This window comes from Sphingomonas sp. TDK1 (genome assembly GCF_001650735.1).
Taxonomy (GTDB): domain Bacteria; phylum Pseudomonadota; class Alphaproteobacteria; order Sphingomonadales; family Sphingomonadaceae; genus Sphingomonas.
On the sequence record NZ_LXVY01000018.1, the window covers coordinates 1 to 23079 of the forward strand.

25 protein-coding genes are annotated in these 23079 nt (G+C 63.8%); 16 read left to right on the plus strand and 9 right to left on the minus strand.

Annotated features, from left to right (window positions below):
• Positions 1-176 precede the first annotated feature (176 nt).
• Entirely contained in the window at positions 177-1424 is a 1248-nt protein-coding gene (locus tag A7X12_RS11280; protein ID WP_064311736.1) for a tyrosine-type recombinase/integrase, read from the plus strand.
• Positions 1425-1676: 252 nt separating this feature from the next.
• Here A7X12_RS11280 and A7X12_RS11285 read toward each other — a convergent pair whose 3' ends face one another.
• On the minus strand, positions 1677-2558 hold the full coding sequence (locus A7X12_RS11285) for an AraC family transcriptional regulator (RefSeq protein WP_332308539.1): 882 nt from the start codon (positions 2556-2558) through the stop codon (positions 1677-1679).
• A gap of 125 nt (positions 2559-2683) precedes the next feature.
• Here A7X12_RS11285 and A7X12_RS11290 point away from each other — a divergent pair, with 125 nt between their 5' ends.
• The 5 genes from A7X12_RS11290 to A7X12_RS11310 are packed head-to-tail and all read left to right on the plus strand — an operon-like array spanning position 2684 to position 5642.
• A complete protein-coding gene (locus tag A7X12_RS11290; RefSeq protein ID WP_064311737.1) occupies positions 2684-3427 on the plus strand; it encodes an SDR family NAD(P)-dependent oxidoreductase in 744 nt (247 codons plus the stop codon).
• Positions 3428-3437: 10 nt separating this feature from the next.
• A complete protein-coding gene (locus A7X12_RS11295; protein ID WP_064311738.1) occupies positions 3438-3848 on the plus strand; it encodes a VOC family protein in 411 nt (136 codons plus the stop codon).
• Positions 3845-4186: a YybH family protein gene (locus tag A7X12_RS11300; protein ID WP_084445369.1), complete on the plus strand. Its 342-nt coding sequence runs from the start codon at positions 3845-3847 to the stop codon at positions 4184-4186. The genes A7X12_RS11295 and A7X12_RS11300 overlap by 4 nt, the downstream gene beginning before the upstream one ends.
• A gap of 6 nt (positions 4187-4192) precedes the next feature.
• Entirely contained in the window at positions 4193-5197 is a 1005-nt protein-coding gene (locus A7X12_RS11305; protein ID WP_064311739.1) for a saccharopine dehydrogenase family protein, read from the plus strand.
• Between the two features lie 52 nt (positions 5198-5249).
• Positions 5250-5642, plus strand: coding sequence for a VOC family protein (locus A7X12_RS11310; protein ID WP_064311780.1), 393 nt, complete (start codon positions 5250-5252; stop codon positions 5640-5642).
• A gap of 21 nt (positions 5643-5663) precedes the next feature.
• Here the strand turns inward: A7X12_RS11310 and A7X12_RS11315 are convergent, their stop codons facing one another.
• Positions 5664-6239 carry a TetR/AcrR family transcriptional regulator gene (locus tag A7X12_RS11315; RefSeq protein WP_232318470.1) on the minus strand — a complete coding sequence of 192 codons (576 nt, stop codon included), beginning with the start codon at positions 6237-6239 and terminating at the stop codon, positions 5664-5666.
• 178 nt (positions 6240-6417) lie between these two features.
• Between A7X12_RS11315 and A7X12_RS11320 the strand changes: the two genes are divergently transcribed.
• The 3 genes from A7X12_RS11320 (at position 6418) to A7X12_RS11330 (ending at position 8553) form a co-directional block, all read left to right on the plus strand.
• Positions 6418-6909: a nuclear transport factor 2 family protein gene (locus tag A7X12_RS11320; protein WP_064311781.1), complete on the plus strand. Its 492-nt coding sequence runs from the start codon at positions 6418-6420 to the stop codon at positions 6907-6909.
• Positions 6906-7634 (plus strand): SDR family NAD(P)-dependent oxidoreductase, encoded by a 729-nt coding sequence (locus tag A7X12_RS11325; protein ID WP_064311741.1) that lies wholly within the window; start codon positions 6906-6908, stop codon positions 7632-7634. The genes A7X12_RS11320 and A7X12_RS11325 overlap by 4 nt, the downstream gene beginning before the upstream one ends.
• A 163-nt stretch (positions 7635-7797) precedes the next feature.
• Positions 7798-8553 carry an SDR family oxidoreductase gene (locus tag A7X12_RS11330; RefSeq protein ID WP_064311742.1) on the plus strand — a complete coding sequence of 252 codons (756 nt, stop codon included), beginning with the start codon at positions 7798-7800 and terminating at the stop codon, positions 8551-8553.
• Between the two features lie 446 nt (positions 8554-8999).
• Here the strand turns inward: A7X12_RS11330 and A7X12_RS11335 are convergent, their stop codons facing one another.
• The 3 genes from A7X12_RS11335 to A7X12_RS11345 form a co-directional block, all read right to left on the minus strand.
• The gene (locus A7X12_RS11335) at positions 9000-10865 is read right to left on the minus strand and encodes an ATP-binding protein (RefSeq protein ID WP_064311743.1); all 1866 of its coding nucleotides are present in this window, start codon (positions 10863-10865) and stop codon (positions 9000-9002) included.
• A 67-nt stretch (positions 10866-10932) separates the two neighbouring features.
• On the minus strand, positions 10933-11595 hold the full coding sequence (locus A7X12_RS11340; RefSeq protein WP_064311744.1) for a hypothetical protein: 663 nt from the start codon (positions 11593-11595) through the stop codon (positions 10933-10935).
• 62 nt (positions 11596-11657) lie between these two features.
• Positions 11658-13046 carry an AlbA family DNA-binding domain-containing protein gene (locus A7X12_RS11345; protein ID WP_064311745.1) on the minus strand — a complete coding sequence of 463 codons (1389 nt, stop codon included), beginning with the start codon at positions 13044-13046 and terminating at the stop codon, positions 11658-11660.
• A 130-nt stretch (positions 13047-13176) separates the two neighbouring features.
• On the opposite strand from A7X12_RS11345, the gene A7X12_RS25930 reads away from it, so the two are divergent.
• Both A7X12_RS25930 and A7X12_RS11355 read left to right on the plus strand, forming a co-directional pair.
• Positions 13177-14391 carry a hypothetical protein gene (locus A7X12_RS25930; protein WP_064311746.1) on the plus strand — a complete coding sequence of 405 codons (1215 nt, stop codon included), beginning with the start codon at positions 13177-13179 and terminating at the stop codon, positions 14389-14391.
• Positions 14388-15329, plus strand: a complete 942-nt coding sequence (locus A7X12_RS11355) for a DUF4238 domain-containing protein (protein WP_064311747.1) — start codon at positions 14388-14390, stop codon at positions 15327-15329. The genes A7X12_RS25930 and A7X12_RS11355 overlap by 4 nt, the downstream gene beginning before the upstream one ends.
• Positions 15330-15340: 11 nt before the next feature.
• Here the strand turns inward: A7X12_RS11355 and A7X12_RS26240 are convergent, their stop codons facing one another.
• A complete protein-coding gene (locus A7X12_RS26240) occupies positions 15341-15511 on the minus strand; it encodes a hypothetical protein (protein WP_232318471.1) in 171 nt (56 codons plus the stop codon).
• Between the two features lie 341 nt (positions 15512-15852).
• On the opposite strand from A7X12_RS26240, the gene A7X12_RS11365 reads away from it, so the two are divergent.
• From A7X12_RS11365 to A7X12_RS11375, 3 genes are all read left to right on the plus strand, one after another.
• Entirely contained in the window at positions 15853-16761 is a 909-nt protein-coding gene (locus A7X12_RS11365) for an ArdC family protein (RefSeq protein WP_064311749.1), read from the plus strand.
• Positions 16758-16967, plus strand: a complete 210-nt coding sequence (locus A7X12_RS11370) for a sigma factor-like helix-turn-helix DNA-binding protein (protein WP_064311750.1) — start codon at positions 16758-16760, stop codon at positions 16965-16967. The genes A7X12_RS11365 and A7X12_RS11370 overlap by 4 nt, the downstream gene beginning before the upstream one ends.
• Before the next feature lie 70 nt (positions 16968-17037).
• Complete coding sequence (locus tag A7X12_RS11375; protein WP_064311751.1) at positions 17038-17961, plus strand: HEPN domain-containing protein; 924 nt, start codon at positions 17038-17040, stop codon at positions 17959-17961.
• Positions 17962-18003: 42 nt separating this feature from the next.
• Here A7X12_RS11375 and A7X12_RS11380 read toward each other — a convergent pair whose 3' ends face one another.
• The 3 genes from A7X12_RS11380 to traD form a co-directional block, all read right to left on the minus strand.
• Complete coding sequence (locus tag A7X12_RS11380; protein ID WP_064311752.1) at positions 18004-18513, minus strand: MucR family transcriptional regulator; 510 nt, start codon at positions 18511-18513, stop codon at positions 18004-18006.
• 100 nt (positions 18514-18613) lie between these two features.
• Positions 18614-18826 carry a conjugal transfer protein TraD gene (locus A7X12_RS11385; RefSeq protein WP_064311782.1) on the minus strand — a complete coding sequence of 71 codons (213 nt, stop codon included), beginning with the start codon at positions 18824-18826 and terminating at the stop codon, positions 18614-18616.
• Between the two features lie 16 nt (positions 18827-18842).
• Complete coding sequence (gene traD / locus A7X12_RS11390) at positions 18843-19166, minus strand: conjugal transfer protein TraD (protein ID WP_198162006.1); 324 nt, start codon at positions 19164-19166, stop codon at positions 18843-18845.
• A gap of 171 nt (positions 19167-19337) precedes the next feature.
• On the opposite strand from traD, the gene traA reads away from it, so the two are divergent.
• Positions 19338-22361: a Ti-type conjugative transfer relaxase TraA gene (traA, locus tag A7X12_RS11395; RefSeq protein WP_064311754.1), complete on the plus strand. Its 3024-nt coding sequence runs from the start codon at positions 19338-19340 to the stop codon at positions 22359-22361.
• 2 nt (positions 22362-22363) lie between these two features.
• Positions 22364-23068 carry a DUF6118 family protein gene (locus A7X12_RS11400; RefSeq protein ID WP_064311755.1) on the plus strand — a complete coding sequence of 235 codons (705 nt, stop codon included), beginning with the start codon at positions 22364-22366 and terminating at the stop codon, positions 23066-23068.
• Positions 23069-23079: the final 11 nt, after the last annotated feature.

Consider the following 23079-nt stretch of genomic DNA (forward strand, 5'->3'; position numbering starts at 1 on the left):
CCAAACCGCTTCAGGACATCCTGAGGCGGTTTTTTTATGCCTGTTTTCCGTGACTTATCTCCGAGTCGTGCGATCTCAGAAAGCCTCTCTGGACCCCACTGAACGCCAGGACGTCGATTTGCTTTTGGGGGTATTTTCTGGGGTAATCGCCGCGACCCCCAGCGGAGTACCCCCAGATGGCGCTCAAGGAACTCGAAGTCCGCTACGCGACCAAGCGGCAGAGGGATTACAAGCTCGCCGACGGCGAGGGCCTGTACCTGCTCATCCGGCCCAATGGCTCGAAGCTCTGGCGCATGAAGTACCGCTTCGACGGCAAGGAGAAGCTGCTCTCCTTCGGCCGCTATCCCGATCTCAGCTTGGCAGAGGCGCGGCTTCGCCGCGCAGAGGCCAGGGTGGCGCTGGGGCAGGGCAGGGACCCCGGCGCCAGCAACAAGTCGCCAGTCGGTAAGACCTTCGAACAGGCGGCCCGCGCCTGGCATGAGAACCGCGAGGGCAATCTCGACGAAAGCCATGCCAAGCGGTTGATGACGCGGCTCGAGCGGGATGCCTTTCCGGTGATTGGCAATCGGCCGCTGCGGTCAATCACCAGCGCCGACGTGCTGGCAATGGTTCGGACCGTCGAAGCGCGCGGCGCCCTCGACGTCAGCCGGCGAGTCAAGCAGCATGTGAGCCAGATCTACCGCTTCGCCATTCCGCAGGGCTGGGCCGATCAGGATCCCGCAGCTTATCTCTCCGACCTGTTGAAGCCTAAGCCGCGCGTGCGGCACATGGCACGAGTGGGGCTGCAGGAACTGCCGGCGCTGGTGCAGGCGATCGATAGCTACGATGGCGAGGAGAGCCCCCGGCGGCGTGCCGTCACTCGTGCAGCGTTGCTGTTCACGCTGCTGACCTGGGCTCGTACCAACGAGACGCGGCTCGCCCGCTGGAACGAGTTCGAGGGGCTCGACGGGTCGGAGCCGCTTTGGCGCGTGCCAGCCGAGCGGATGAAGATGGAGCGCGAGCACATCGTGCCGCTTTCGCGTCAGGTCGTCTTGCTGCTCGAAGACGTTCGAACCTACTCGGCTGGCGTCTATGTCTTTGGTGGTGACAAGCTCGGCCAGCCCATTTCGCAGAACACCATGATCTATGGCTGTTATCGCATGGGCTATCGGGGGAGGCAGACCGTCCACGGCTTCCGCGCGCTCGCATCGACCTGGGCTAACGAAGCCGAGCGCTATCGATCTGATTGGATCGAGATGGCGCTTGCCCATGTCGATCGTGATGATGTCCGCAGCGCCTATAATAGCGCGCTGTACCTCTCGCCGCGCAGGCGCATGCTGCAGGATTGGGCCGATCACCTGTTCGGCTTCTTGAAGCAGATTAGCGACGCGCCCCACCTTAACGGTCTCGAATCGGCTCATACGGTGCTGACATCCGCTTGCTGACAAGCTCCGGATCAATGAAAGGCTGCCGCAGCCAATAATGCCCAGGGGGGCCGCTCGCGACCAGACCCAGTCGTTCGTGCCTAATCCAATGAACGTCCAGTTTTGCCGAAAGTCGTCGATCGCTTGTTGAGACGCTGATGTCCAAGTAACCGCTCAACCATGGCGAGCCTGAGGTCTTCAGCCAGGCAGCGCCTACCAGCCCTGATGATTGCTACAGCGCTTCCAGCCGTTTCGTAAACTTGCGTGGAAGGATCACCCTTGCCGTAATCTCGCGGCATCCCGTGACGGCGGCAGGCCAAACTGCCGCGCATACTCCCGGCTGAATTGCGTAGGGCTTTCATAGCCGACGCGGAACGCCACGGCCGTTGCATTTCCATCACCCGCGATCAGCATGGACCGGGCTTGGATAAGGCGGACGTGCTTCTGGTACTGCAACGGACTGAGCGCCGTCACTGCCTTGAAGTGACGATGAAAGGCCGAAACGCTGAGCGCCGCCATCTCCGCCAGCGCCTCGATACGGATCGGACGCGCGAAATTCTCCCTGATCCATTGGATCACCACCCCGATCCTGGACAGCGCGGTATCAGGCATGGCGATGTCCCGCAGCATCCAACCCATCGGTCCCTGCAGGACGCGAAACAGGATTTCGCGCTCATAAGCCGGCGCAAGCGCAGCGATCTCGCCGGGACGGTCGATGAGGCGCAGCATCCGCACCCAAGCGTCGAGCAGGTCCGCCGTGACCGGAGCGACCGAAAAGCCCGGGCTGTACAGCTCGCCGCCAGCAGCTTTGGGCATGTCCGTCAGTAATGTGGCGACAACCGAGGGCCGGATCGTGAGGCTGACCGCAAGATAGGGCGCGCCGCTGTCCGACGGATGGACGGCGCCTGCCGCAGGCAGGTCCACGGACATGACGAAGTAGGTCGCGGGATCGTAACGCAGCGTGCGGTCACCCACGGTCATCGTCTTGGACCCCGTCAGGATGAGATTGACCATAGGCTCGTAGACGGCTGCGAGTTGATGCTCGGGGATCGTCCCTTGCACCATCGCGACGCGGGGGATGCCGGTTTCGGTACGGCGGTTCTCGGCGCGTGCCGCCAGCGCCCGTAGTTCGGCGAGTTGTGTCTCCATATCCATTCGCTTCCACGGATCGCGCTCTCAGACAACAGGAAAGCAGAAATAGGCAACATGCAGGCAGGATTGGGTGGGCGGCTGCGACACAGGGCGGCTACCTCTCTCAGCGAGATCGAGGGAGTTTATCCATGAGCATCGTCATCATCACCGGCGGCAGCCGCGGCCTCGGCGCCAGCGCCGCCGTACAATGCGCAAAGCGCGGCATGGGCGTCATCCTGACCTATAACAGCAATCCCGATGCGGCCGCCAATGTCGTGAACGCAATTGAAGCCGAAGGCGGAAAGGCGGTCGCGCTGCGGCTGGACGTCAGCGAGAGCGCGAGCTTTCCCGCGTTCCGTGAGACCGTTCGCGAGACGCTGGCGGCAAGCTGGCAAACCGATCGGTTCGACGCCCTCGTCAACAATGCCGGCTATGGCCTCTTCCGCCCCATGGTCGAGGTCGACGAGGACGCGTTCGACGGCCTCTACCGCGTTCACCTGAAAGGGCCTTTCTTCCTGACCCAAATACTGCTTCCACTGATGGCGGACGGCGGCCATGTCCTGAACGTCGCCAGCGCGACCACGCGCGTCGCCACGGCAGGCGTCGCGCCCTATGCCGCGTTCAAGGGCGGGCTGGAAGTGCTGACCCGCTATATGGCGAAGGAGCTCGGCGATCGCCGCATCCGCGCCAACTCGATCGCACCGGGCCCCATCAAGACCGATCTCGGTGGCGGGATGAGCCAGGAGTTCGAAACGTTGCTGGCCGGCCAGACCGCGCTCGGCCGTGTTGGCGAGCCGGATGATGTCGGCTGCCTGATCGCCGGACTGCTGTCGGACGATCATCGCTGGGTCAACGCCCAGAATATCGAGGTCGGCGGCGGATACATGATCTGAGGGACGCAATATGCTCGACCACATCTTCTTGACCGTGAACGACTTCGATCGGTCTATCGCCTTCTACGAACAGGTGCTTCCGGTTCTCGGGATCACGGCCCGGCTCGACTACGACGGTAAAGACGGCCCGCCGGGGCATCCGGACCTCAAGGGCTTCGGCGCGAACGGACGCATGTTCTTGTGGCTGCGACAGGGCGTTGCCTCGCCCGGCGCGGTGCATGTCGGCCTGGTCGCGACCTCGACTGCGATGGTGGATACGGCGCACGACGCGGCGCTCGCGGCCGGGGCAAGCGAGATTCACCCGCCTGGGCCGCAGCTTCATTATGACCCCCGCTACTACGCCGCACAGGTCCGCGACCCTGACGGCTATTCCCTCGAATTCGTCCACAAAAGCTGGCAGCACGAAGGGCAGCAGCCATGACCGACCACCCCTTGCGCGACGTGGCCGATGCATTGATCGCCGCCACCAATGCCGGCGATGCCGATGCCGTCGTCGCGCTGTTCACGCCGGACGCAGTGATCGATGATCCGTCCACCGGCCATCGCTTCGATGGCCATGCGGGCATCCGCAGCTATGTCGAGCGGTACTTCGTCGGCTATCACACCGTCACCCGGTTCCTCTCGATCGACATCTTGCACGATGGCCGCGCCAGGGTACGCGTCGATTTCACCGGCGACTTCGGCCACGAGATTGGTCTGCTCGACCTCACGGTCGACGCCGATCGCCGCATCACCCGCATCGACGCCGACCTGGAGTAGACGATCATGCAGAAGCTAATGATCTATGGCGCCAGCGGCTATACTGGCCGCATGGCCGCCGAGCGGGCGCACGCCGCCGGACTGCCGCTGGTTCTCGGCGGGCGTTCCCAGGCCTCTCTCATCCAGCTCGGCGAAAGCTTGGGCACCGACTGCCGCGTGTTCGATCTTTCGGATCCCGACGCGATTGACGAAGCGCTGGCCGATGTGTCGGCCGTGCTGAATTGCGCCGGTCCGTATATGGACACGGCCAAGCCACTGATGGGCGCGGCGATCCGATCGGGCGTGCACTATCTCGATATTGCCGCCGAGCTGGACAGCTACCGCCTGGCGGAAGAGCTGGAAGAAGACGCGAAGGCGGCAGGCGTGATGCTCCTGCCCGGGAGCGGCGGCAGCGTTGCGATGCTGGGCTGCCTCGCCGGCCATGCCGCCGCACGCGTGTGGAACCCCCGCAAGGTGGCGGTCGCCCTGCATGTCACCGGCTCCATGTCACGCGGTTCGGCGATCAGCGCGAGCCGCAACCTCGTAGCCGAAACATTGATGCTGCATGAGGGCGAGGTCACGGCGCGCCCGGCCGGTCAGACCGCGCTGTTTGACTTCGGCAATGGTGAGGTGACCTGTTTCGCTGTCACTTTGCCCGACATCATCACGATCGGCCGGTCGACCGGCATCCCCGACGTGGAAACCTATGTGCATGTGTCCGGCAGCGCCTTTCCCGAGGGTGACCTGACGGCCCTTCCGGACGGTCCCGATGCGGCCGAGCGCGAGGCCAATCGCTACCAGGCCGCTGTTGCTGTCACCGCAGCAGACGGCACCATCGCGCGCTCAGTGCTCGACACGGTGAACGGCTACAGCTTCACGCCGATGGCCGCGGCCGAAGCCGCGCGGCGCGTGTTGGCAGGCGAGGTCCGCGCCGGATTCCAGACACCGGCAGGACTGTTCGGCGACGGCTTTGCTGAAACGATCGCGGACACGCGCATCATCGACTTGCCGCCTGCGCCGCGGGGAGAATGAGCACGCCACGTCGGCGCAAAGATCGACGCGACCCGGCATGAAGGAGAACAACGTGGACGTCATCAATCACATCGAGATCGGAGTCACCGACGTCGATGCCGCACGGCGCTTCTACGAAGCGGCGCTGGCACCATTAGGGCTCTCGCTGGTCATCAGCGTTGATCCAGCCCACACCGCACTCGGTACGGCGCGGTTCGGCTTTGGCCGTGACGGCTATCCCAGCTTCTGGATCCATGGCGAGACGGGCGCCAGTCGCTCCATGCACATCGCCTTCACCGCGGAGACGCATGATCGGGTCGACGCGTTTCACACTGCGGCGCTTACCAGTGGCGGCCGTGACAATGGTCCGCCGGGCATTCGCACGCGCTACCACCCCCGCTATTATGCCGCGTTCGTTCTCGATCCCGATGGCAACAATCTCGAGGCGGTCTGCCAGAGCGGATGATCAAGTGCCGGGGCGCTGGGTTCAGTCAAACTCATGCTCCAGCGACTTGCCAGCCATTTGGGCGCATCCGACCAGTTTCTCCTGCTCCCGTCCAAGACAGGCGAAGGACGACAGGCCGCGCAGCGTCAAAAGGATGTAGTCGGTTATCGCGTCCGCGCGATAGGGCGCGTGTCGGGCGACATAGGTGCGGATCATCTCGGCGCCCGGCTCGGCCAACATCGTGGCCATGTCGCGTGCAACCGGATCGTCTGCACGCATTCCCTCGGTGATCATGCAGCCGCGCTGCGTCACGTGCTGCGCATAGTGCCGCGCGGCCTCGATCAGCAGCTTGGTAAGCACCTCGGCAGGAGGGCCATCTGACGAAAGTATCTCATCGAGCGGCAGCGACTCATCCGTCGCGTAAAGCCGCATCGCACGCTCAAACAGCTCCGCCTTGCTTCCATAGGCGGCGTAGAGGCTCGGCGGTGCGATTCCCAGCGCGGCGGTGAGATCGGCGATGCTGACCGCATCGTAGCCACGTTCGTGAAAAAGCGCCCGCGCGATCGCCACGCCTTTCTCGCGATCGAACGCTGCGCGGCGTTTGCGCGCCGGCGCCACTGTTTGCTGATCTCCGATGCTCATTCCTGCCTTCTATACGAAAACGCGACACCCGTCACTCATATAGTGACCGCTATAAAAGTCCTTGCGTAGCCCTGATTGTCGTTTATAGCGATCGATATATAGCAATCGCTATAAAGGCCGTGGCCCTTTGGCCTTCGCGAATGATCAGGATGGAATGATGACCGACGCCCAGACGAAAACGATCAACCGGCTCGATGCTGAAGGGGCTGTTCGACAACTGATCGCTCGGTACGCGCACCACCTCGACGAGGGTAAGTTCGGCGAGGTCGCGGACCTCCTCCAGCATGCCGAGTTCGATGTCGTCGGCAATGTCGTCGCCGGGCGTGACGCGATCGAAGCGTTCCTCGACGCCGGGATACAGCGTCATGCAGACGGTACGCCGCGTACCTGGCATACGGTCACCAACACGCTCATCGACGTCGATGGCTCGGGTGAGCAGGCCTCGTCGTCGAGTTATTACACCGTGTTTCAACAACTCGACGGCTTTCCCCTTCAGCCGATCGTGACCGGCAAGTATCTCGATCGTTTCGCGCGTGTGGACGGAGAATGGCGCTTCGTTCGCCGTGCCGTCACGGCTCATTCGTTGGGTGATCTGCAGCATCATGTGATGGGATCGAACGCCGAGCCGGCGAAGGCGAGCGCATGACCGAGAAGCGGCAGGCGCTGGTCACCGGCGCGAACAAGGGCATCGGCCTCGCCATCGCGAAGGGGCTAGCCGAGGCCGGCATGACGGTCTGGATGGCGGCACGGGATCCACAGCGTGGCGAGGCCGCGGTCAAGAGCCTTCAGGACGACGGGCACGACGTACGCCTGATCGAACTGGACGTCGCCAGCGACACGAGTGTCACGGGTGCGACTGCATGGCTGTCGGACCAGATCGCGGCGCTGCACGTGCTGGTGAACAACGCGGGCGTACTGGTCGACGCCACAACGCCACCGAGCGGGCTTGCCATGAAGGACATCCGCGAGACTTTCGAGGTGAACCTGTTCGGTCCCATCCGAGTGACCCAGAGCCTCACGCCGCTGTTGAGGGAGGCGGGAGACGCCCGCGTGGTGATGATCGGGAGCGGCCTTGGATCCCTTGCCCTCGTGACAGATCCCGCCTCGATCTACTCGAGCGTCAACCTGCTCGATTACTCCGCATCGAAGGTCGCCCTCAACGCTGTGACCGTCTCGTTCGCCAAGGAGCTCGAGCCCTTCGGGATCAAAGTGAACATCGTCGATCCAGGGAACGTCCGAACCGACCTGAACGACAACACCGGGGTCCTGACGCCGGATGAAGGTGCGGCCACTGCGATCCGGATGGCCCTTTTGGACTCCTCCGGTCCCACCGGGGGCTTCTTCGCGAGTCACGGACGACAACCCTGGTGACTTGGGGTCGGCGGGCCGATTGCCCGGCCGTCTGCCTGCTCCGCCCTGCTAACCAGTGCTTCCAATCTCACTCAGCACCGCGACGCTGAGCATTTTCCGCCGAGCGAAGTTGCGGAATTGCGCCTCGCCCCAGAACTGCATCCCTCCAAAGAAGGTCTCAACCATGGGTAACAAGCTTCAGGACAAGGTCGCCGTCATCACCGGTGGTTCCAGCGGCATCGGTCTGGCGACGGCCAAGGCATTTGTCGCCGAAGGCGCTTATGTCTTCATCACTGGCCGACGGGTGGAGGAACTGGACAAGGCCGCCAAGGCAATCGGACGAAACGTCACCCCGATTCAGGGCGACGTCGCCAGCATGGACGACCTCGACAGGCTCTACGACATCGTTCGCCGCGAAAAGGGCCGTGTCGACATCATCTTCGCCAATGCCGCCGTGGGCGGCCTGGCTCCGGAAGGCGCTGCAGCGTCACCGGATCATTACGACAGGGTCTTCAACGTCAACGCGCGCGGCGTGTTCTTCACCGTGCAGAAGGCGATCCCGCTCTTGAGCGACGGCGCATCGATCGTCCTGACCGCCTCCAACGCGCATTACAAAGGCATCCCCGGCTTTGCGCCTTACTCGGCATCCAAGGCGGCGGTCCGCTCCTTTGCGCGAACCTGGGCGGCCGAACTCGCGGATCGCGGCATTCGGGTCAACACGTTGAGCCCAGGCCCGATCGACACGCCGATCATGGGCACGTCCGGCCTTACGGAGGAGGAGGTCTCTTCCTTCATGGGGCAGATCATCGCTAGTGTGCCGTTGGCCCGCATCGGTCGTCCCGAAGAGATGGCCAAAGCCGCACTCTTCCTTGCGTCGAGCGACTCCAGCTTTGTAACTGGCATCGATCTGGTTGCCGATGGCGGCATGACCCAGATCTGACACCCCCGTCGGAGGCTGCCTTTCAACTACAAGCCTCACCGGGGCGATCCGGGGGGCTTATTTTCCGTAAAAGCACGAGAAGCAATCTGCAGGAGTGCTGAATAGGCGCTCCAGTCGCCTATCCGTCGATCTCTGCCACTAAGCGAATGGCTGGCTTGTCTAAAACCCGCCATTCGTCACAGTGTCTGCGAACGACGGCTTTGTCCCACGATCAGCCGGCGGCTGTCGACCAGCTTAAGTCGTTCGCCTATCGTGTTTTGAGCGGCTGTTCTGGCCAAAACCAGCCATTTGCCCGGCGCGAAGCCGTTAGGCAGAAATGTAAAAGGCGGCGGACCTGCCTGAGACTCTGCGGAAGCCGCGATCGGCGTCAGAGCCTCGCTGGTTCAACATGCGCCGGCCAAATGTCCGGCGCTACCGGGTTCTCTATGGCCGCCAGAGGCTCAGCGTCAGGGATGCGGCTGGGACCCGTTCGCAGCCGGCATCTCCTTGTCCATGTTGAACCGCAGCACTTCCTCGAAGACACGGTTGCGCGCCTTGGCGTCAGTTATGAGCGAGGCGGCCGGCATCACATAGAGGTGTAGCGGGATATCGTCGGAGGCGCCGATGACAAAATCGTCATAGACCACCCGTTCGCTGAGCGAGAACACGTCCTTGAAGCCGGTGCGCTTCATGTCCTTGTAGAATTCGTCGTCGATCTCGACGACGGAGAACGCGAACACCTCCCGCACGGTGGCGATGCGATCGACCAGCTCGCTCGCGTAGAGCCGGCATTGCACCAAGGCCTTGTTGTTCTCGAAAATGTCGGCGCCGGGCTTCTTGAACTCGATGATGACGAGCTTGTTCGGGCGGCCCTCATTATCCTTGGAGAAGAACGCGGCTACGTCGGGCTTGCGCTGCTGCTTCGACTCGGTCTCGACCCCGACCTCGCGAACGATCCGCGCCAGTGTCTCGTCGCTGTAGATGTTGCTGTAGGACAGGAACTTGTCGTCCACGAGCCAGACATTGTTCTCGCGGATGTCGCTGCCGTCGCTGTGCTTGCGCAGGATGGCGTTGTGCAGGACGTCCTCGGCCGAATCGCGCGGCATCTTGGCGAGCGAGTCGATGACCAGCGCGCGGTGGACGATGAAGCGCGCCAGGTCGTCGCTGGCGAGGTGCGAGATGTCGTCGAAGGCGACCGTGCGGCCTTCCTCGAGCGCTTCGACCAGCTGGTCTTCGCGCCGCGCCTGTTGCGCGCGGTAGGTCCGTACGATCTCGTCTGCATCGAGCATCGCGGCTTCGCCGCCGAGCGAGTCCACCTGGATGAACGGATAATATTTGCGCAGCTTGTCGACGTTCGCGAGCTTGAACGCATCGATGTCGCCTTCCGCGGCCTCGTTGATCATCGCCAGGCACTCGGCATGGATGCGGGGCATAAGCGCTTCCCGGCTGATCGGGGAGGCCATGTCGGCCTCGGCGTCGGACTTGGGGATTTCGAGCTTCTGGCGCTCGATGTTGGAGCTCCGGTTCAGATAGGTCGAGGTGATCGAAATGAGATAGCGGCAGATGTCGAACCGCTTGCTGATCTGATATTCCTCGACGCACAGCTCGTCAGCGCACAGCATCGCGACGATGCCGCGGCGCGGCGCCTCGTCGCGGAACAGATAGCAGTCGAAGGTTTCGCCCTGCAGCTCGAACGAGCGGGTCTTCTGCGCCTCGATCGCCTCGCCCGAGAACGTGAAGTCGTCGGGAAACGGCTGTTTACTGTTGTGGGTGAACCGGATCGCGATTGTCCGCCCGGCCTGCTTCTTGAGAAACAGGAGCAGCCGCAGGTCGTCGCACATCGCGTTGACCAGCTTCGTGACCTGGGTGTTGATTTTCTCCTTGAGCTCCGACATCGTGATCGTCGTTTCCCGGCGGCCCGCCGAAGCGGTCCGCTGCACGTCGTCCAAGGTGAAATCCGGCGTGTAGCGAAATTCGACCAGCTCGCTCGCCAGCTGGCTGCGCACTTCGACTCGATTGGCATATTTCAGGAAAGCCAGCCGGCCGACGCCCTTGCCGCCGATATCGTCCTTGTGGCCGGTACAGATCTCATCGAAGTAATTGAGATTGTCCTGAGTGAAGCCTTCGCCGTCGTCGGTTATGGTGATCTTCTCGAGGACGTTGCGCACCTCGTCGCCGAACAGGCCAGGCTGCCGATCGAACCACAGGTCGACGGTGATGGCGTTGGCACCGGCATGGATCGAATTGGTCACCCCTTCGCGGATGACGTCGCGGGCAGTGACACCGCCCTTATAATGCTCGGCGATGAATTTCTTGAGATTGATCCGTGCCATCGCGAGCTGTCTACTCGGTGGTCCGGGGGCACGCAATCAACGTTGCCGCGCGCGTGCCCGACATCGGCTAAAGGCGATGGAGGGTCGTCACTTTAGACAGATCGCCGACATGCAGCACAAGCGGGTCGGCCACACCCGCCGCGGGCGTCGGCACCCCACCCCCGGTTTCGAGCGCGAGGTCGACATGCTCGACGGCGAACGCACCCTTGCGCCCAACCACGATGCGATGCTCCTTCTGCCACGCCCAGCCATCCGGCTTGATGAAGGCCACGCGTTCGGGAAGCGCCCAATCGATGCCGGGCGCCGCAGCGAGGTCCCGATAATCAATCGCGTGGCTATAGACTTGGCGATCGAGCCTCGAGCGCAGCCGGACATGGCTCGAAATTCTGCCGAGCAGGCGGACGGGCTCCGAAATTTCCACGCAAAACGGGCATTCAAATTTTGCGGCGATCTCGGCCGAAAGCTCGGTGCTGAGGCAATAGACGAAGATGTCGTCGGCCTTGACCGACGCCCTGAAACGCCAACCCTTCATCTCGACAACCTCGCCGGTCGACTTGGTTATAACCAATCCATCTTCAGGGGCATGGCAAAGTTTGCCGTCATCGGGGTCGCCGCGGACCAGTTCGTCCTCGAAAACACGAAAATAACTGAGCGGGCGCATGAAAATCTCGCCCTTGTCGATAAGCGCGCGGGCATAGGCCTCCTCGGCGAGATACTTATACAGCGGCATCGCGGACCGGACGATATGGGGATGTGCATAGGCTCATCATGGCACTGTTCCGCCGGCAGGGATCAAAGCTTGACGAAGCGCGGCGCGAGGCCGGCAACCAGCTCGGCACTGCAATCGCGGAAGCCGAACAGGCTCAATACGGGGCAGGAAAGCTCGGCGACAACCGAATGCCAGTCGGCGACGAGGACCGGGACCTCCCAGGTGCCCCCCGTTGTTCGCTGGTCGGCCCGCGCGCTGCGCCCGGGCGACCAATAAATACCGCCGAAATCGTCGATCTCCCGCCCGGTAAGACCGCGCCAGCTGCACCGAAAGGCGACACGGTCGCCGCCGCAGTGCTCCGCCATCGTACGCGCGTGCGCAACCAGCTCGGCAGTCTCGCGGATGACGGTTTCCGGACTCAGCCAGCTACCCGCCGAACGGCCCTGCTCCTGGACGCTGCGCGGGCGGTCCTCGCGATAGGGACGTAGAATCGTCGCCCGTCCATCGGCGGCGTATCGCCAATAGTCGGGCAGGCTTGTGTCGAAATTGCCATCGCCGATGAGGTTGCTTTCGAGCACATCGATCCCAGTGCCGTCGTCGTGCTCGGGATGGAGGGCGGCGGCGATTTCGGGCCGCGTGAACGGGTAGAACATGCTCCAGCCGGTAAACACCGTCTGGCGCACTTCCCGATTGGCCTGCTCGAGCAGCGGCCGCAGCTCGCCTGGCGGAATAGCGACGCCCGCTTCCGACAGCAGCATGTAGCTAAGCTGGCAATGGTTGGCCACGATGGGAACTGGCCAGCGGAAAGCCGCAGCACCCGCGACGATTCTACGCCAGCGTTCCGCGCTGGCATCATGCCAGGCCGTGAGGCGATCGGTCTCCGCCACAGATGGTCCTTCGGCGCGCGGCTGGACCGCGCGGCCGATATCAGCGAGTAGGCTATCGCGATCTGAAAGGATGCAGCGCCGGATCAGCGGCTGCCAGTCTTCTATGCCGAGCACCGCTTCGCTCTTCGGCCCGGGCTTGCGGACATAATAGGTCCCGGCGCGGATGCCTTGCGGCTGACCCCTGGCGTCGTGCGGGCCGTCAGCCTTCGCGCCGACAGGCACCGGTCCATGCGAAGGCACTCGCACCACCGGAAAAACGAGCCCAGCACTCGAACGAACCAGCTTGACGTCACATTGGAAGGCGGGGGTCAGGTAGCGGGTGACGATCTTGCCGAACGTATCGCGGCTATAGGCGGAAAGCTCGGCCGGCCGCTCCTCCGCGACGCTCTGGTCATCGCGGAAACCGAAGACGAGATAGCCACCGCCATGATTGGCGAGCGCGGCAATATGGCGAGCGAGCTTAGCCTGCGCGATCTTGTCACCGAGGTCGATCCACGTCTTCAGTTCGATGTCGAGCGTCTCGCGCGGATAATCGACAAGATCCGTGAGGTCGCTGCGCCCGGCACTGGTTTCCTGCTCTGCCATGGTCGCATGTATCGGCGGCTTTGCCGGCAGCATCAAGCAACGCCGCCAATCCGGCGAGACGATCGATCCGATTTGGCGCTAGCGATTGCCACCGGCTGCCAAACGATGGCGGCGCACCTATATAAATGCTATGCCGATTGCCGCCGACGGTTCCGTTCACAACCAGGAAGGGCGCCTGCTTTACTGCAGCACCGATCGCTTCGTCGCGCATGTCGGCGAGGGCGACCATTGCTTCATCTGCGACCGCACCGAGCGCGAGATCGCATTCAACCGCGAGCATGTGCTGCCAAACTGGCTGCTCCACCAGTTCGGCCTGCACGGGAAATCGGTGACGCTGCCCAATCGCGTGCTGCACGGCTACGGCACCTATCGGATCCCCTGCTGCGTCGACTGCAACACGCGGCTGAGCCAGCATTTCGAGACGCCGATAAGCGAGGCGTTCGCGTACGGGTTCGCGGGCGTCCAGGCGCTGGTCGAGCGCGAAGGGCCCGAGCGATTGTTCCACTGGATGGCGCTGATCTTCCTCAAGATGCACCTCAAGGACCGGCGGCTCTACAAGCATCTCGATCGCCGGGATGGTAATGCACGGATTTCGGAGACGTACGATTGGAGGACCTTCCACCACATCCATTGCCTGATCCGCGCCCACTATAGCGGCGCCGCGATCGGCGATTATGTGCTGGGATCGGTGCTGATGATCCAGGTCGATCCCGACACGGGCGACGAGCCGTTCGATCTCGCCTCGGTCACCGATGGATTCACCCTCTACCTGCGCGCCGGCGACCTTGCGCTCTATGCGGTGTTCAACGATGCCCAAGCCTGTGTTGGCGCGATCGAGCCGGTGCTGGACTGCATCACGGACATGCTGAACCCGTTGCAGGCCCGCGAGCTCGCCGCCGAGTTGGCCGCGGCGAACATGCATCTCGGCAACCGCCCGACCTTCCACACGCTGATGTCGGACGAGGACGGCGCGGACCTGCGGATCGTCGCGCGCGTCCCCGCCGGGGGACCTGTCTTCGCCGACAAGGATCACGACCTGGTGGGGTTCGTGAAGCATTTCCTGCTCCAGCACGCGACCGGCAATGTCGAGGGCCGAACGCGCGAGGAAAGCCGTGAGCTGCTCCGCCAGAACAAGCTGTCCTTCCTGTTCGACAATGATGGCCGGTTCATCGCCGATGAGAAGGTTCCATCCAGCGACGCGGGCAGCCTGGTCGCCAAGACGGCGAGATTCGTAAAGCGAGATGCCGTCGGCAGCGAGGCCGTCCTGCCCGTTCCCGAGACAGACATGGACCGGCCCGAAGCGGGTGTCGGCCTCAACGGACCTGCGGCGGAGTCGCGCTGGTGAGATCGGGCAAGCGCGCGCAGGCGACGCACAAGCGGCAGCATTTCGTCCCCAAGTCCTATCTCGCTTTCTGGACCGATCCCGGTACGCCGTCGGGCCAGGAGCCTTATGTTCACCTTCTGACGAAGGACGGCTCGGGCTATCGCCGCAAGGCGCCGGCGAAGATCTTTCGCGAGACCGATCTCTACACGATCAAGATGGCCGGCGGGGTCCGCGACCTCACACTCGAGCATGGCCTGAGCCAGCTCGAGGACAATTTCATGCGGGTCGTGCGCGAATTCATCGTGCCGCGGCGCCCGCTGCCGACGATACCCCGCTTGAAGCTGATGCTGTTCGTTGCGGCGCTGCATGCGCGCACGCTCAAGATGCGCGATCATCATAGCGCGCAGTGGAAGCGGCTGCTCGACATCGCCGAGCGCGGCGCGCCCGAGGATGGGCGTATCGAGTGGCGCGCCGGCACCACCGACCCGGACGCGCCGAGCTATATTCACGTCGACGACATTCGCGAGCTGGTCGAGAATCCGATGCCGACGACGGTTCCCGCCGCGATCGACGCGGAGACGCCGCTGATGATGCAGATGCATGCCCGCATCCTGTGCATCGAGAGCGACACCGGCTTTATCACCTCGGACAGTCCCGTGGTCTGGATGAACGCCGAGAAGGAGCAGACGCAGGAGACGCGCTTCTGGGGACCGAGCTTCATCGACGAGGAGCTCGAGATCACGGTCCCGCTGACCCCCAACCGCGCGCTGCTGCTGCGGCACGGCACGCCGGGGCTCGACTATGTCGAAGTCCCTGACAAGGCGATATGGATGCTCAACGCGCGCACCCGCCATTATGCGAACCAGGAGACGGTATCGCGCCTCGGCTATTACGAGCCGCTGAGCCTGCAGGATCCCAGTCTGCGCATGTCGGTCAGCGGCGCCAGCTACGTTCGCTAGCCGGCATCCCGTCAGCGCGGTGCGTCGCCGAGGATGCCGGTGCGCCGGACGCAGGCCCACCACTCTTCGACCAGTGCGTTGAGCAGCCCAACCGGCGCCCGCACACCTACCTTAGCCAGCGCCTCGCCGCATTGGACGATGTCGAAGATCGCGCAGTGCAGCACGGGCGGCGGCTGGCGCACGTGCTGGCGCGCGCACGCCGCCCGCGCGGGCCCGCCCGGTTGCAAGGGTGCGGTTCTTGGTCCGGGCGCCTGTGGCGCTCGGCAGCGCGGTTGCGCTGACAGGATGGTCGCCGCGCGGATGCGCGGCGGCGTTGTGCAGCCGGCACGCGGACGGGCGGGGGGAGCGTCGCTCGCCTCTAGTCCTGCCGCGGCACGCCGCAAGCCGGGCGATCCCCGGCTCCTCCACTTCGTTTCGGCCCTTCGGGTGCAGCCTGCCTCTGACGGCAGGACTGCCGGTTCGCTCCTGCCGCTTCCCCCGCCCTTCCGGCGCCGGTTGCGGTGTTTTGAAAAGGAGCAGGATCATGGGTGTCGGACACGAGAACCGGGCGAGCCTCTATGCCGAGGTGACGGGACGGTTGATAGCCGAGCTGGAACAGGGACGGCTGCCCTGGGTGCAGCCTTGGGATGCCGCGGCGTGCGGGTGCGCGATGCCGGCCAATGCCGTGACCGGGCGGCGCTATTCTGGGATCAATGTGCTGATCCTCTGGGCAGCGGTGATCGAGGGGCGCTATGCCTCGCAGCGGTGGCTGACCTTTCGACAGGCGCAGGCTGCCGGGGGCAGCGTGCGGCGCGGCGAGCGGGGGACGACGATCTGCTATGCGGATCGCTTCACGCCAAAGGACGAGGTGGAGCGGGCGCGAGACGAGGATCGGGAAGCGCGGCAGCTGGCCTTTCTCAAGCGGTTCACCGTGTTCAATGTCGACCAGTGCGAGGGGCTACCCGAGCGGCTGACGGTGGTGGCGCAGGGCGAGCCGGTGGCGGAGGCGGAGCGCGTTCCGGCTGCGCATGCGCTGATGGAAGCATGCGGGGCAGATATCCGGATCGGGGGTGGCGAGGCCTATTACAGTCCTTGCGGCGACTATGTCGCGGTGCCGCCGCAGCTCGCTTTCTACGACCGCATCAACTGGTATCGCACCGTGCTGCATGAACTGGGGCATTGGACCGGACATCGTTCGCGGCTTGATCGCGACCAGTCAGGTGCATTCGGCAGCGCCGCCTATAGCCGGGAAGAGCTGGTCGCGGAAATGACGAGCGCGTTCACCTGCGCATCGTTGGCGATCCGGCCGACAGTTCGGCACGCCGATTATGTTGGCAGCTGGCTGGCGGTGCTGCGCGAGGATGAAAAGGCGATCTTCCGGGCGGCGAGCGCTGCCAGCAAGGCGGCCGATTATCTGCTCGGCTTCGTCTCGGACGAGGGGGCGGGGCAATGATGCGCTGGCTTCGCCTGCGGCGGATGCGCCGCGCATTTCGTGCCCTCCCCGAGCGCGACCGGGCAATCTTCGGATCGGTGCGGTTCGACGATTTGGACTACGTCGAAACGGCCAGGCGGCATGGCTGCACCGTAGCGGAGGTGGAAGAGACCATCACCCGCGTAATCATTGCGCTCGACCGCGTTCTCCGGGGCAAGTCACCATGACCGAGGCCACACCTCGCCCGGGGAACCGGGCGAGGTGTACGCCGCAGCATCATCGCGTTAGGATCGATCCATGAGGACCAGCCTCGACCATCTGCCCCCAGCCAAGCAGCGCGAGCTGGAGCGTGTCGTCCAGATCCTGTTCGAGGAGTTTGGCGACGCGATCGCCATTGCCACGTCGGACTGGAAGAAGCAGGCGCGCATCCTCAAGGTCATCCTGTACGGCAGCTATGCGCGCGGCGGCTGGGTTGACGAACCACATACCGCCAAGGGCTATCAGTCGGACTTCGACCTGTTGGTGATCGTCAACAACGACAAGCTCACCGATCGGGTGGAGTTCTGGGCGACCGCCGAGGATCGGCTCAACCGCGAACTGGCGATTACCAAGACGCTGCGCACGCCCGTCAACTTCATCGTCCACACCATGCAGGAGGTGAACGACGGGCTCGCACATGGGCGCTATTTCTTCATGGATGTCGCCCGCGATGGCATCGCGCTGTACGAGAGCGAACCCACCGAACTGCACCAGCCTAAGCCGAAGACGCCGCCGCAGGCGTTGGCGATGGCGCGGGAGTATTTCGAGGAGTGGTTCTCGGCAGCCATGCGCAGGCATGACTTTGTCCGCTTCGGCCTAGAGAAGGGACACTCTCGCGAGACCGCATTCGAGCTCCATCAGACTGCCGAGAGCTTCTACCACTGCGTGCTGCTGGTTTGCACCTTTTACACGCCGCACACCCATAATCTCGGTTTTCTTCGCACGCAGGCCGAGCGCATCGATCCGCGGCTGATCGACGCTTGGCCGCGTGACCAGCGCGTCGACCGCTCGCGCTTCGAAAAGCTGAAGGAAGCCTATGTGAAGGCGCGCTATTCCAAGCACTACCGGATCAGCGCCGAGGAACTGGTGTGGCTTGGCGAGCGCGTCGAAGTGCTGGGGCAGGCGGTGCAGGTGATCTGCGAAGAACGTATCGCGGCGCTGGAGCAAGCGGCTGCCGCATGATCGTGGCGCGCCGAGGCTTGGAGCCCCGGCGCGAGATTTAGTTCAGGCAGTGGGAGCAGCCTTCGCGCGCGGCTTGCGCGCCGGCTTCGGAGCAGGCGTTTCGGCAGGCGCGTTGCGTGCTGCACGGCCCTTGGCGCCCAGGCCAATCTTGTGCGCCATCGCGCGGCGCTGCTCCGAATAGGTCGGCGCCACCATCGGATAATCGGCCTTCAGATTGTAGCGCGCGCGATATTCCTCCGGCGTTAGACCGTGCGTGCTCAGATGCCGGCGCAGCGTCCGGTACGGCTTGCCGTCGATCAGCGAGATGATGTGGTCCTTCGAGGCCAGCGATTTGCGGACCGAGACGGCCGGCGTAAATTCTTCCGACGCAGGTTCTTCGCTCGCAACTTCCGCGCTCGCGATACCACCTGAAAGCTCAATCACATCTGCATGCATTTTCCGCAGGAACGTGGAGACATCTTCCATCGACGCGCGATTGTTCGGGTTCGATAACCAGGCAATGGTGAGGTCGCTCGCGAGTTCAACGGGGTCGGTATTGCTCTGCTCAGACATTCTGCGTCCCTGTTCCTTGTTTTTCGGCATAGTGCCGACAACAGGATTATAGAAGCGTGCGTACTCCGTCTGCTAAAATATGTTGGAAGATGCGGCGGCATTACGCATTCTGCAGCTGCTCGAACGCGCGACGTCCGCGTCTTCGCCATAATGTCAGCGCCTGGTCCCGTTGTTCGCCTTTGAGCTTGGCAGCGGCATCGATCATCACGCCGAACAATACGGCGCGATCATCGTCGGTGAGTTCGACCAGTCCGGCCTTCACCACCAGGCCGCCCAGCTCGATTAGCTGGCGCGTTCGTTCGCGGCGCTTCACCACCCAGTCCCGCGTGTCATTCCGCGCCCGCTGCGCTTCCAGCCGGTGCCGAGCCGCCGTTACCTGCCGCAGCCGATGCCGCACGCGAACGAGCGCCGCCGCGAGCTTTGTCCTGCCGTTGAAAGAAAGCCGCGCCACGCAGGCGCCAATCCTCCCGTGCGATCATGTCGGAAGCGGCGACAGCGGCGAGCAGCGCTCCTGCCAGTTGCTCGACCGGTAGTGCATCGGCGCCGGTCGCGACCACCAGTTCGCCGAGCTGCTGGAGCTTAGCCTGTTTGAGCTGTCGTGCCTTGTCGTCGAGCGCCTTCAGCTCCGAATCGAAGTCCCTCGGTTTGCGCATCGAAACCTCCATAGTTGATAGGTGGTACTCGGTGATTTAGGAACCGCATCGATAAGTGCAAATATCGTGAAACATCTTGGGATGATCGCGTCGCGAAAAAGATGAAATCTTTTGAGGGCGCGCTTATACGTCGTGCCGACGTCGCTTGTTTGGTGTAAATGGATTGCCGCTATGGCGATCTACCACTTCTCGGCGAAGATCATCAGCCGCGCCAGCGGATCGTCGGCGCTGGCCGCTGCCGCCTATCGCTCCGCCTCGCGGCTGCACGACCAGCGGTTGGATCGGCACCACGACTTCTCGAACAAGGCCGGCGTCGTGCATTCCGAAGTGCTGCTGCCGGACGGCGCGCCCGAGCATCTCGCCGATCGCGAGAAGCTGTGGAATGCCGTCGAAGCGGTGGAACTGCGCAAGGACGCGCAGCTTGCCCGCGAAATCGAATTCGCAATCCCGCGTGAACTGGACCAGGCCGAGGGAATTCGGCTGGCACGGGAGTTCGTTCAGGCCGAGTTCGTGGACCGCGGCATGGTCGCCGATCTCAATGTGCATCGGGATATCGGTGTTGATGGCGAGCCGAAGCCGCATGCCCATGTCATGTTGGCATTGCGCGAGGTGGATGCGGACGGCTTCGGCAAGAAGAACCGCGACTGGAATCGTACCGACCTTCTCGAGAAATTGCGCGAGCGCTGGGCGGGGCACGTCAATGCGCGGTTGGCGGAATTGGATATCGATGCGCAGATCGATCATCGCTCCTTGGAAGCGCAGGGCATCGATCTCGACCCGCAGCACAAGATCGGTCCCGCAGCAGCGCGAATGGCCGGACAGGGGCTCGCGTCGGAGCGGCTGGAAGAGCACCACGAGATCGCGCGCGCCAATGGCGAGAAGCTGCTCGCCAACCCGGCGCTGGCGTTGGATGCGATCACCCGCACCCAGGCGACCTTCACCACCCGCGATCTGGCGATGTTCGTGCATCGCCATAGCGAAGGGAAGGAGCAGTTCGACCAGGTGATGGCGGCGGTGCGTGCGGCGACCGAGTTGGTGAAGCTGGGCAAGGACGGGCGCGGCGAACACCGCTTCACCAGCCGTGACATGATCGACACAGAAGCGCGGCTGGAGCGTGCCACCGTGGAGCTCGATGCTGGCCGCCGTCACGGCGTGGATGAGCAGCATCGCAAGCTCGCGCTGGCGCGCGCCGAGATGCGCGGGCTGGTGCTGTCGAGCGAACAGCGCAGCGCTTTTGACCATGTCACCAGCGGCAGGGATCTCGGTGTGGTCGTCGGCTATGCCGGTACCGGCAAATCGGCGATGCTCGGCGTTGCGCGCGAAGCATGGGAGAGCGCCGGTTATCAGGTGCAAGGCTTGGCGCTGTCCGGCATCGCCGCGGAAAATCTTGAGAGCGGCTCGGGCATCGCTTCGCGCACGATCGCCAGCATCGAGCATCAATGGGCGCAGGGCCGCGAGCTGCTGACCGACCAGTCGATCCTCGTGATCGACGAAGCCGGCATGATCGGCACCCGTCAGATGGAGCGGGTGATCGCCGAAGCCGAGAAACGCCAAGCCAAGGTCGTGCTGGTCGGCGACCCAGAGCAGTTGCAGGCGATCGAAGCGGGGGCGGCGTTCCGGTCGGTCGCCGAGCGGCACGGCGCCATCGAGATCACCGACATCCGCCGGCAGCGCGAAGACTGGCAGCGGTTGGCGACGCGCCAGCTCGCTACCGGCCGCACGGCCGAGGCGCTGGAGGCCTATGCGCAAGCCGGCATGGTCGTCGACTCGGAGACCAGAGTTGAGGCGAGAACGGCGTTGATTGCGCGCTGGGATCGCGAGCGGATCGCTGATCCGGGCGCGTCGCGCATCATTCTGACGCACACCAATCAAGAATGCGATGAACTGAATGCGCTGGCCCGGGATGCGATGAAACGCAGTGGGGCATTAGGTACTGATATCGCTGTCGAAACCACGCGCGGAGAACGCTTGTTCGGGGCCGGCGACAGGGTCATGTTCCTGCGCAACGAACGCAGCCTCGGTGTGAAGAATGGCAGTCTCGGCACCATCGAACAGGTCGATCACGCCCGCATCGCGGTGCGGCTCGACGATGGCCGCCGGGTCGCCTTTGACCACAAGAACTATGGTGACGTCACCCATGGATATGCCGCCACGGTCCACAAGGCGCAGGGTGTCACCGTCGACCGGGTGCATGTGCTGGCAACGCCGGGGCTGGACCGGCATGCTGCCTATGTCGCGCTGTCGCGGCACCGCGCTGTCGTGCACCTTCACTATGGCCGCGACGACTTCGCCGACCAAGGAAAGCTGGCGCGCGCGCTGTCGCGCGACCGGCCGAAGGACAACGCCCTCGATTATGATGCTGCTGCCGAGCGCTTCGCCGCACGGCGCGGTGTCGAACGGTCGCGCATCCTCGACACGCTTGCCAGGGAGTCGCTTGCCGAACCCGAGCGCAGCGTGCCTGCTCCAGCACCGCGCCGAGGCATGTTCGACGGGTTGCGGCTATCTATCCCCGACCCCGAACGAGCGCCAACCAAGCTGCGCTTCGATGGGCTCAAACTCTCAGTGCCGGCGGCTGCGCCCGAGGCATCCGAAACCCAGAAGCTGCAGCGGGCGGTCGAAGGATATGCGCGTGCCGTCCAGGAAGCTGGCCGTATGACCGGGCAAGGCCGAACTCCGCTCGAAGTTCAGAAGGCGGCGCTTGCGCGCACCGCCGAGGCGGTCAACACGCTGCATCCCCACGGCGCCCACGATCTCGACATGGCGTTCGAGCGGACGCCGGGCCTGGTCAGCGAAGCCGCCAATGGCCGAACAGCCAATGCTATTCGCCAGATGCAGCTCGAAGCCGAAGTACGCGCCAATCCCGAGCTGCGCGCAGACCGGTTCGTCCAGGCCTGGCAGCAGCTTCAGGCGCGTCGGGGCAAGCTGAGCGGGTGGGAGAATGAAGAGAAGCGCGCGGGTGTCGAGAATGCGATGCGATCTATGGCGAAGGGGCTGGAGAAGGACCCGGCGCTAGGTGCCGCGCTCAGCCGCAGAGGGAGTCAGCTGTTCGGGCGGCAGTGGTCGCCGGAATGGACGCCGGGCAGCCGCGATGGCGGTGTCGCCCGCACGCTCGGCGATGACGCCCGCACCCGCTCGGTCATCCGGCAGCTCACCTTCTCGATCGATCGCGATCGGGGCCTTGGGATTGGAATGTAGCCATGGGTATCCACGAACCTCCCGTCGAAGCGGACCAGACCGTCCAGGCGTTCAACGACATGTCGCGCAAGCTGGCGGGGCTCACCGCTGCGGTGGACGGCTTCGCGGCGCGTCAGCAGGAATTGCATGCGCGTGATTACGGGCCGGACCTGGAGAAGATCCGCGACGGCTACGACAAGGTTTGCGGTGCGATCAACATCCTGGCCAAGCGTCCGGCGATGACGTTGACGCCGCAGGATGTCGCGAAGCAGATTGAGGCGGCTGGCGTGCAGGGCCGCGCTGACGATCATCGTACCTGGAGTGGTGCTAGCCATGCCTTGGGCAGCACGGTGCAAGAGCTGAAGGGGATGGTCGTGTCGGCCCACTCTGCTCAGACGCAGCAATTCTGGATCGCCGCAGCTGCCGCTATGGCGCTCGTGGCGGGCTTCGCCTTTGGCACTGTCGTTCCATCGGTAATTGCTCAGCTCGCGCCAGAGGGCTGGCATTGGCCAGAGGAACAGGCTGCAGCAGTTCTGAGGCGCACACCTTGGGACGCGGGCGTTAGGCTCATGCAGGTTGCGAACCCGCAGCAGGCGCGTGCGCTGGCCGAGGCGGCGCGGATTTCGAAGGATAATGCTGACGTTCTTGAAGGGTGCCGGAAACGCGCAGAGCAGTTCAGAGGCACGGTAAAGTGCTCAATAGCTATTTCCGACGCTAGGCTCGATTGAAGATTTCCCTT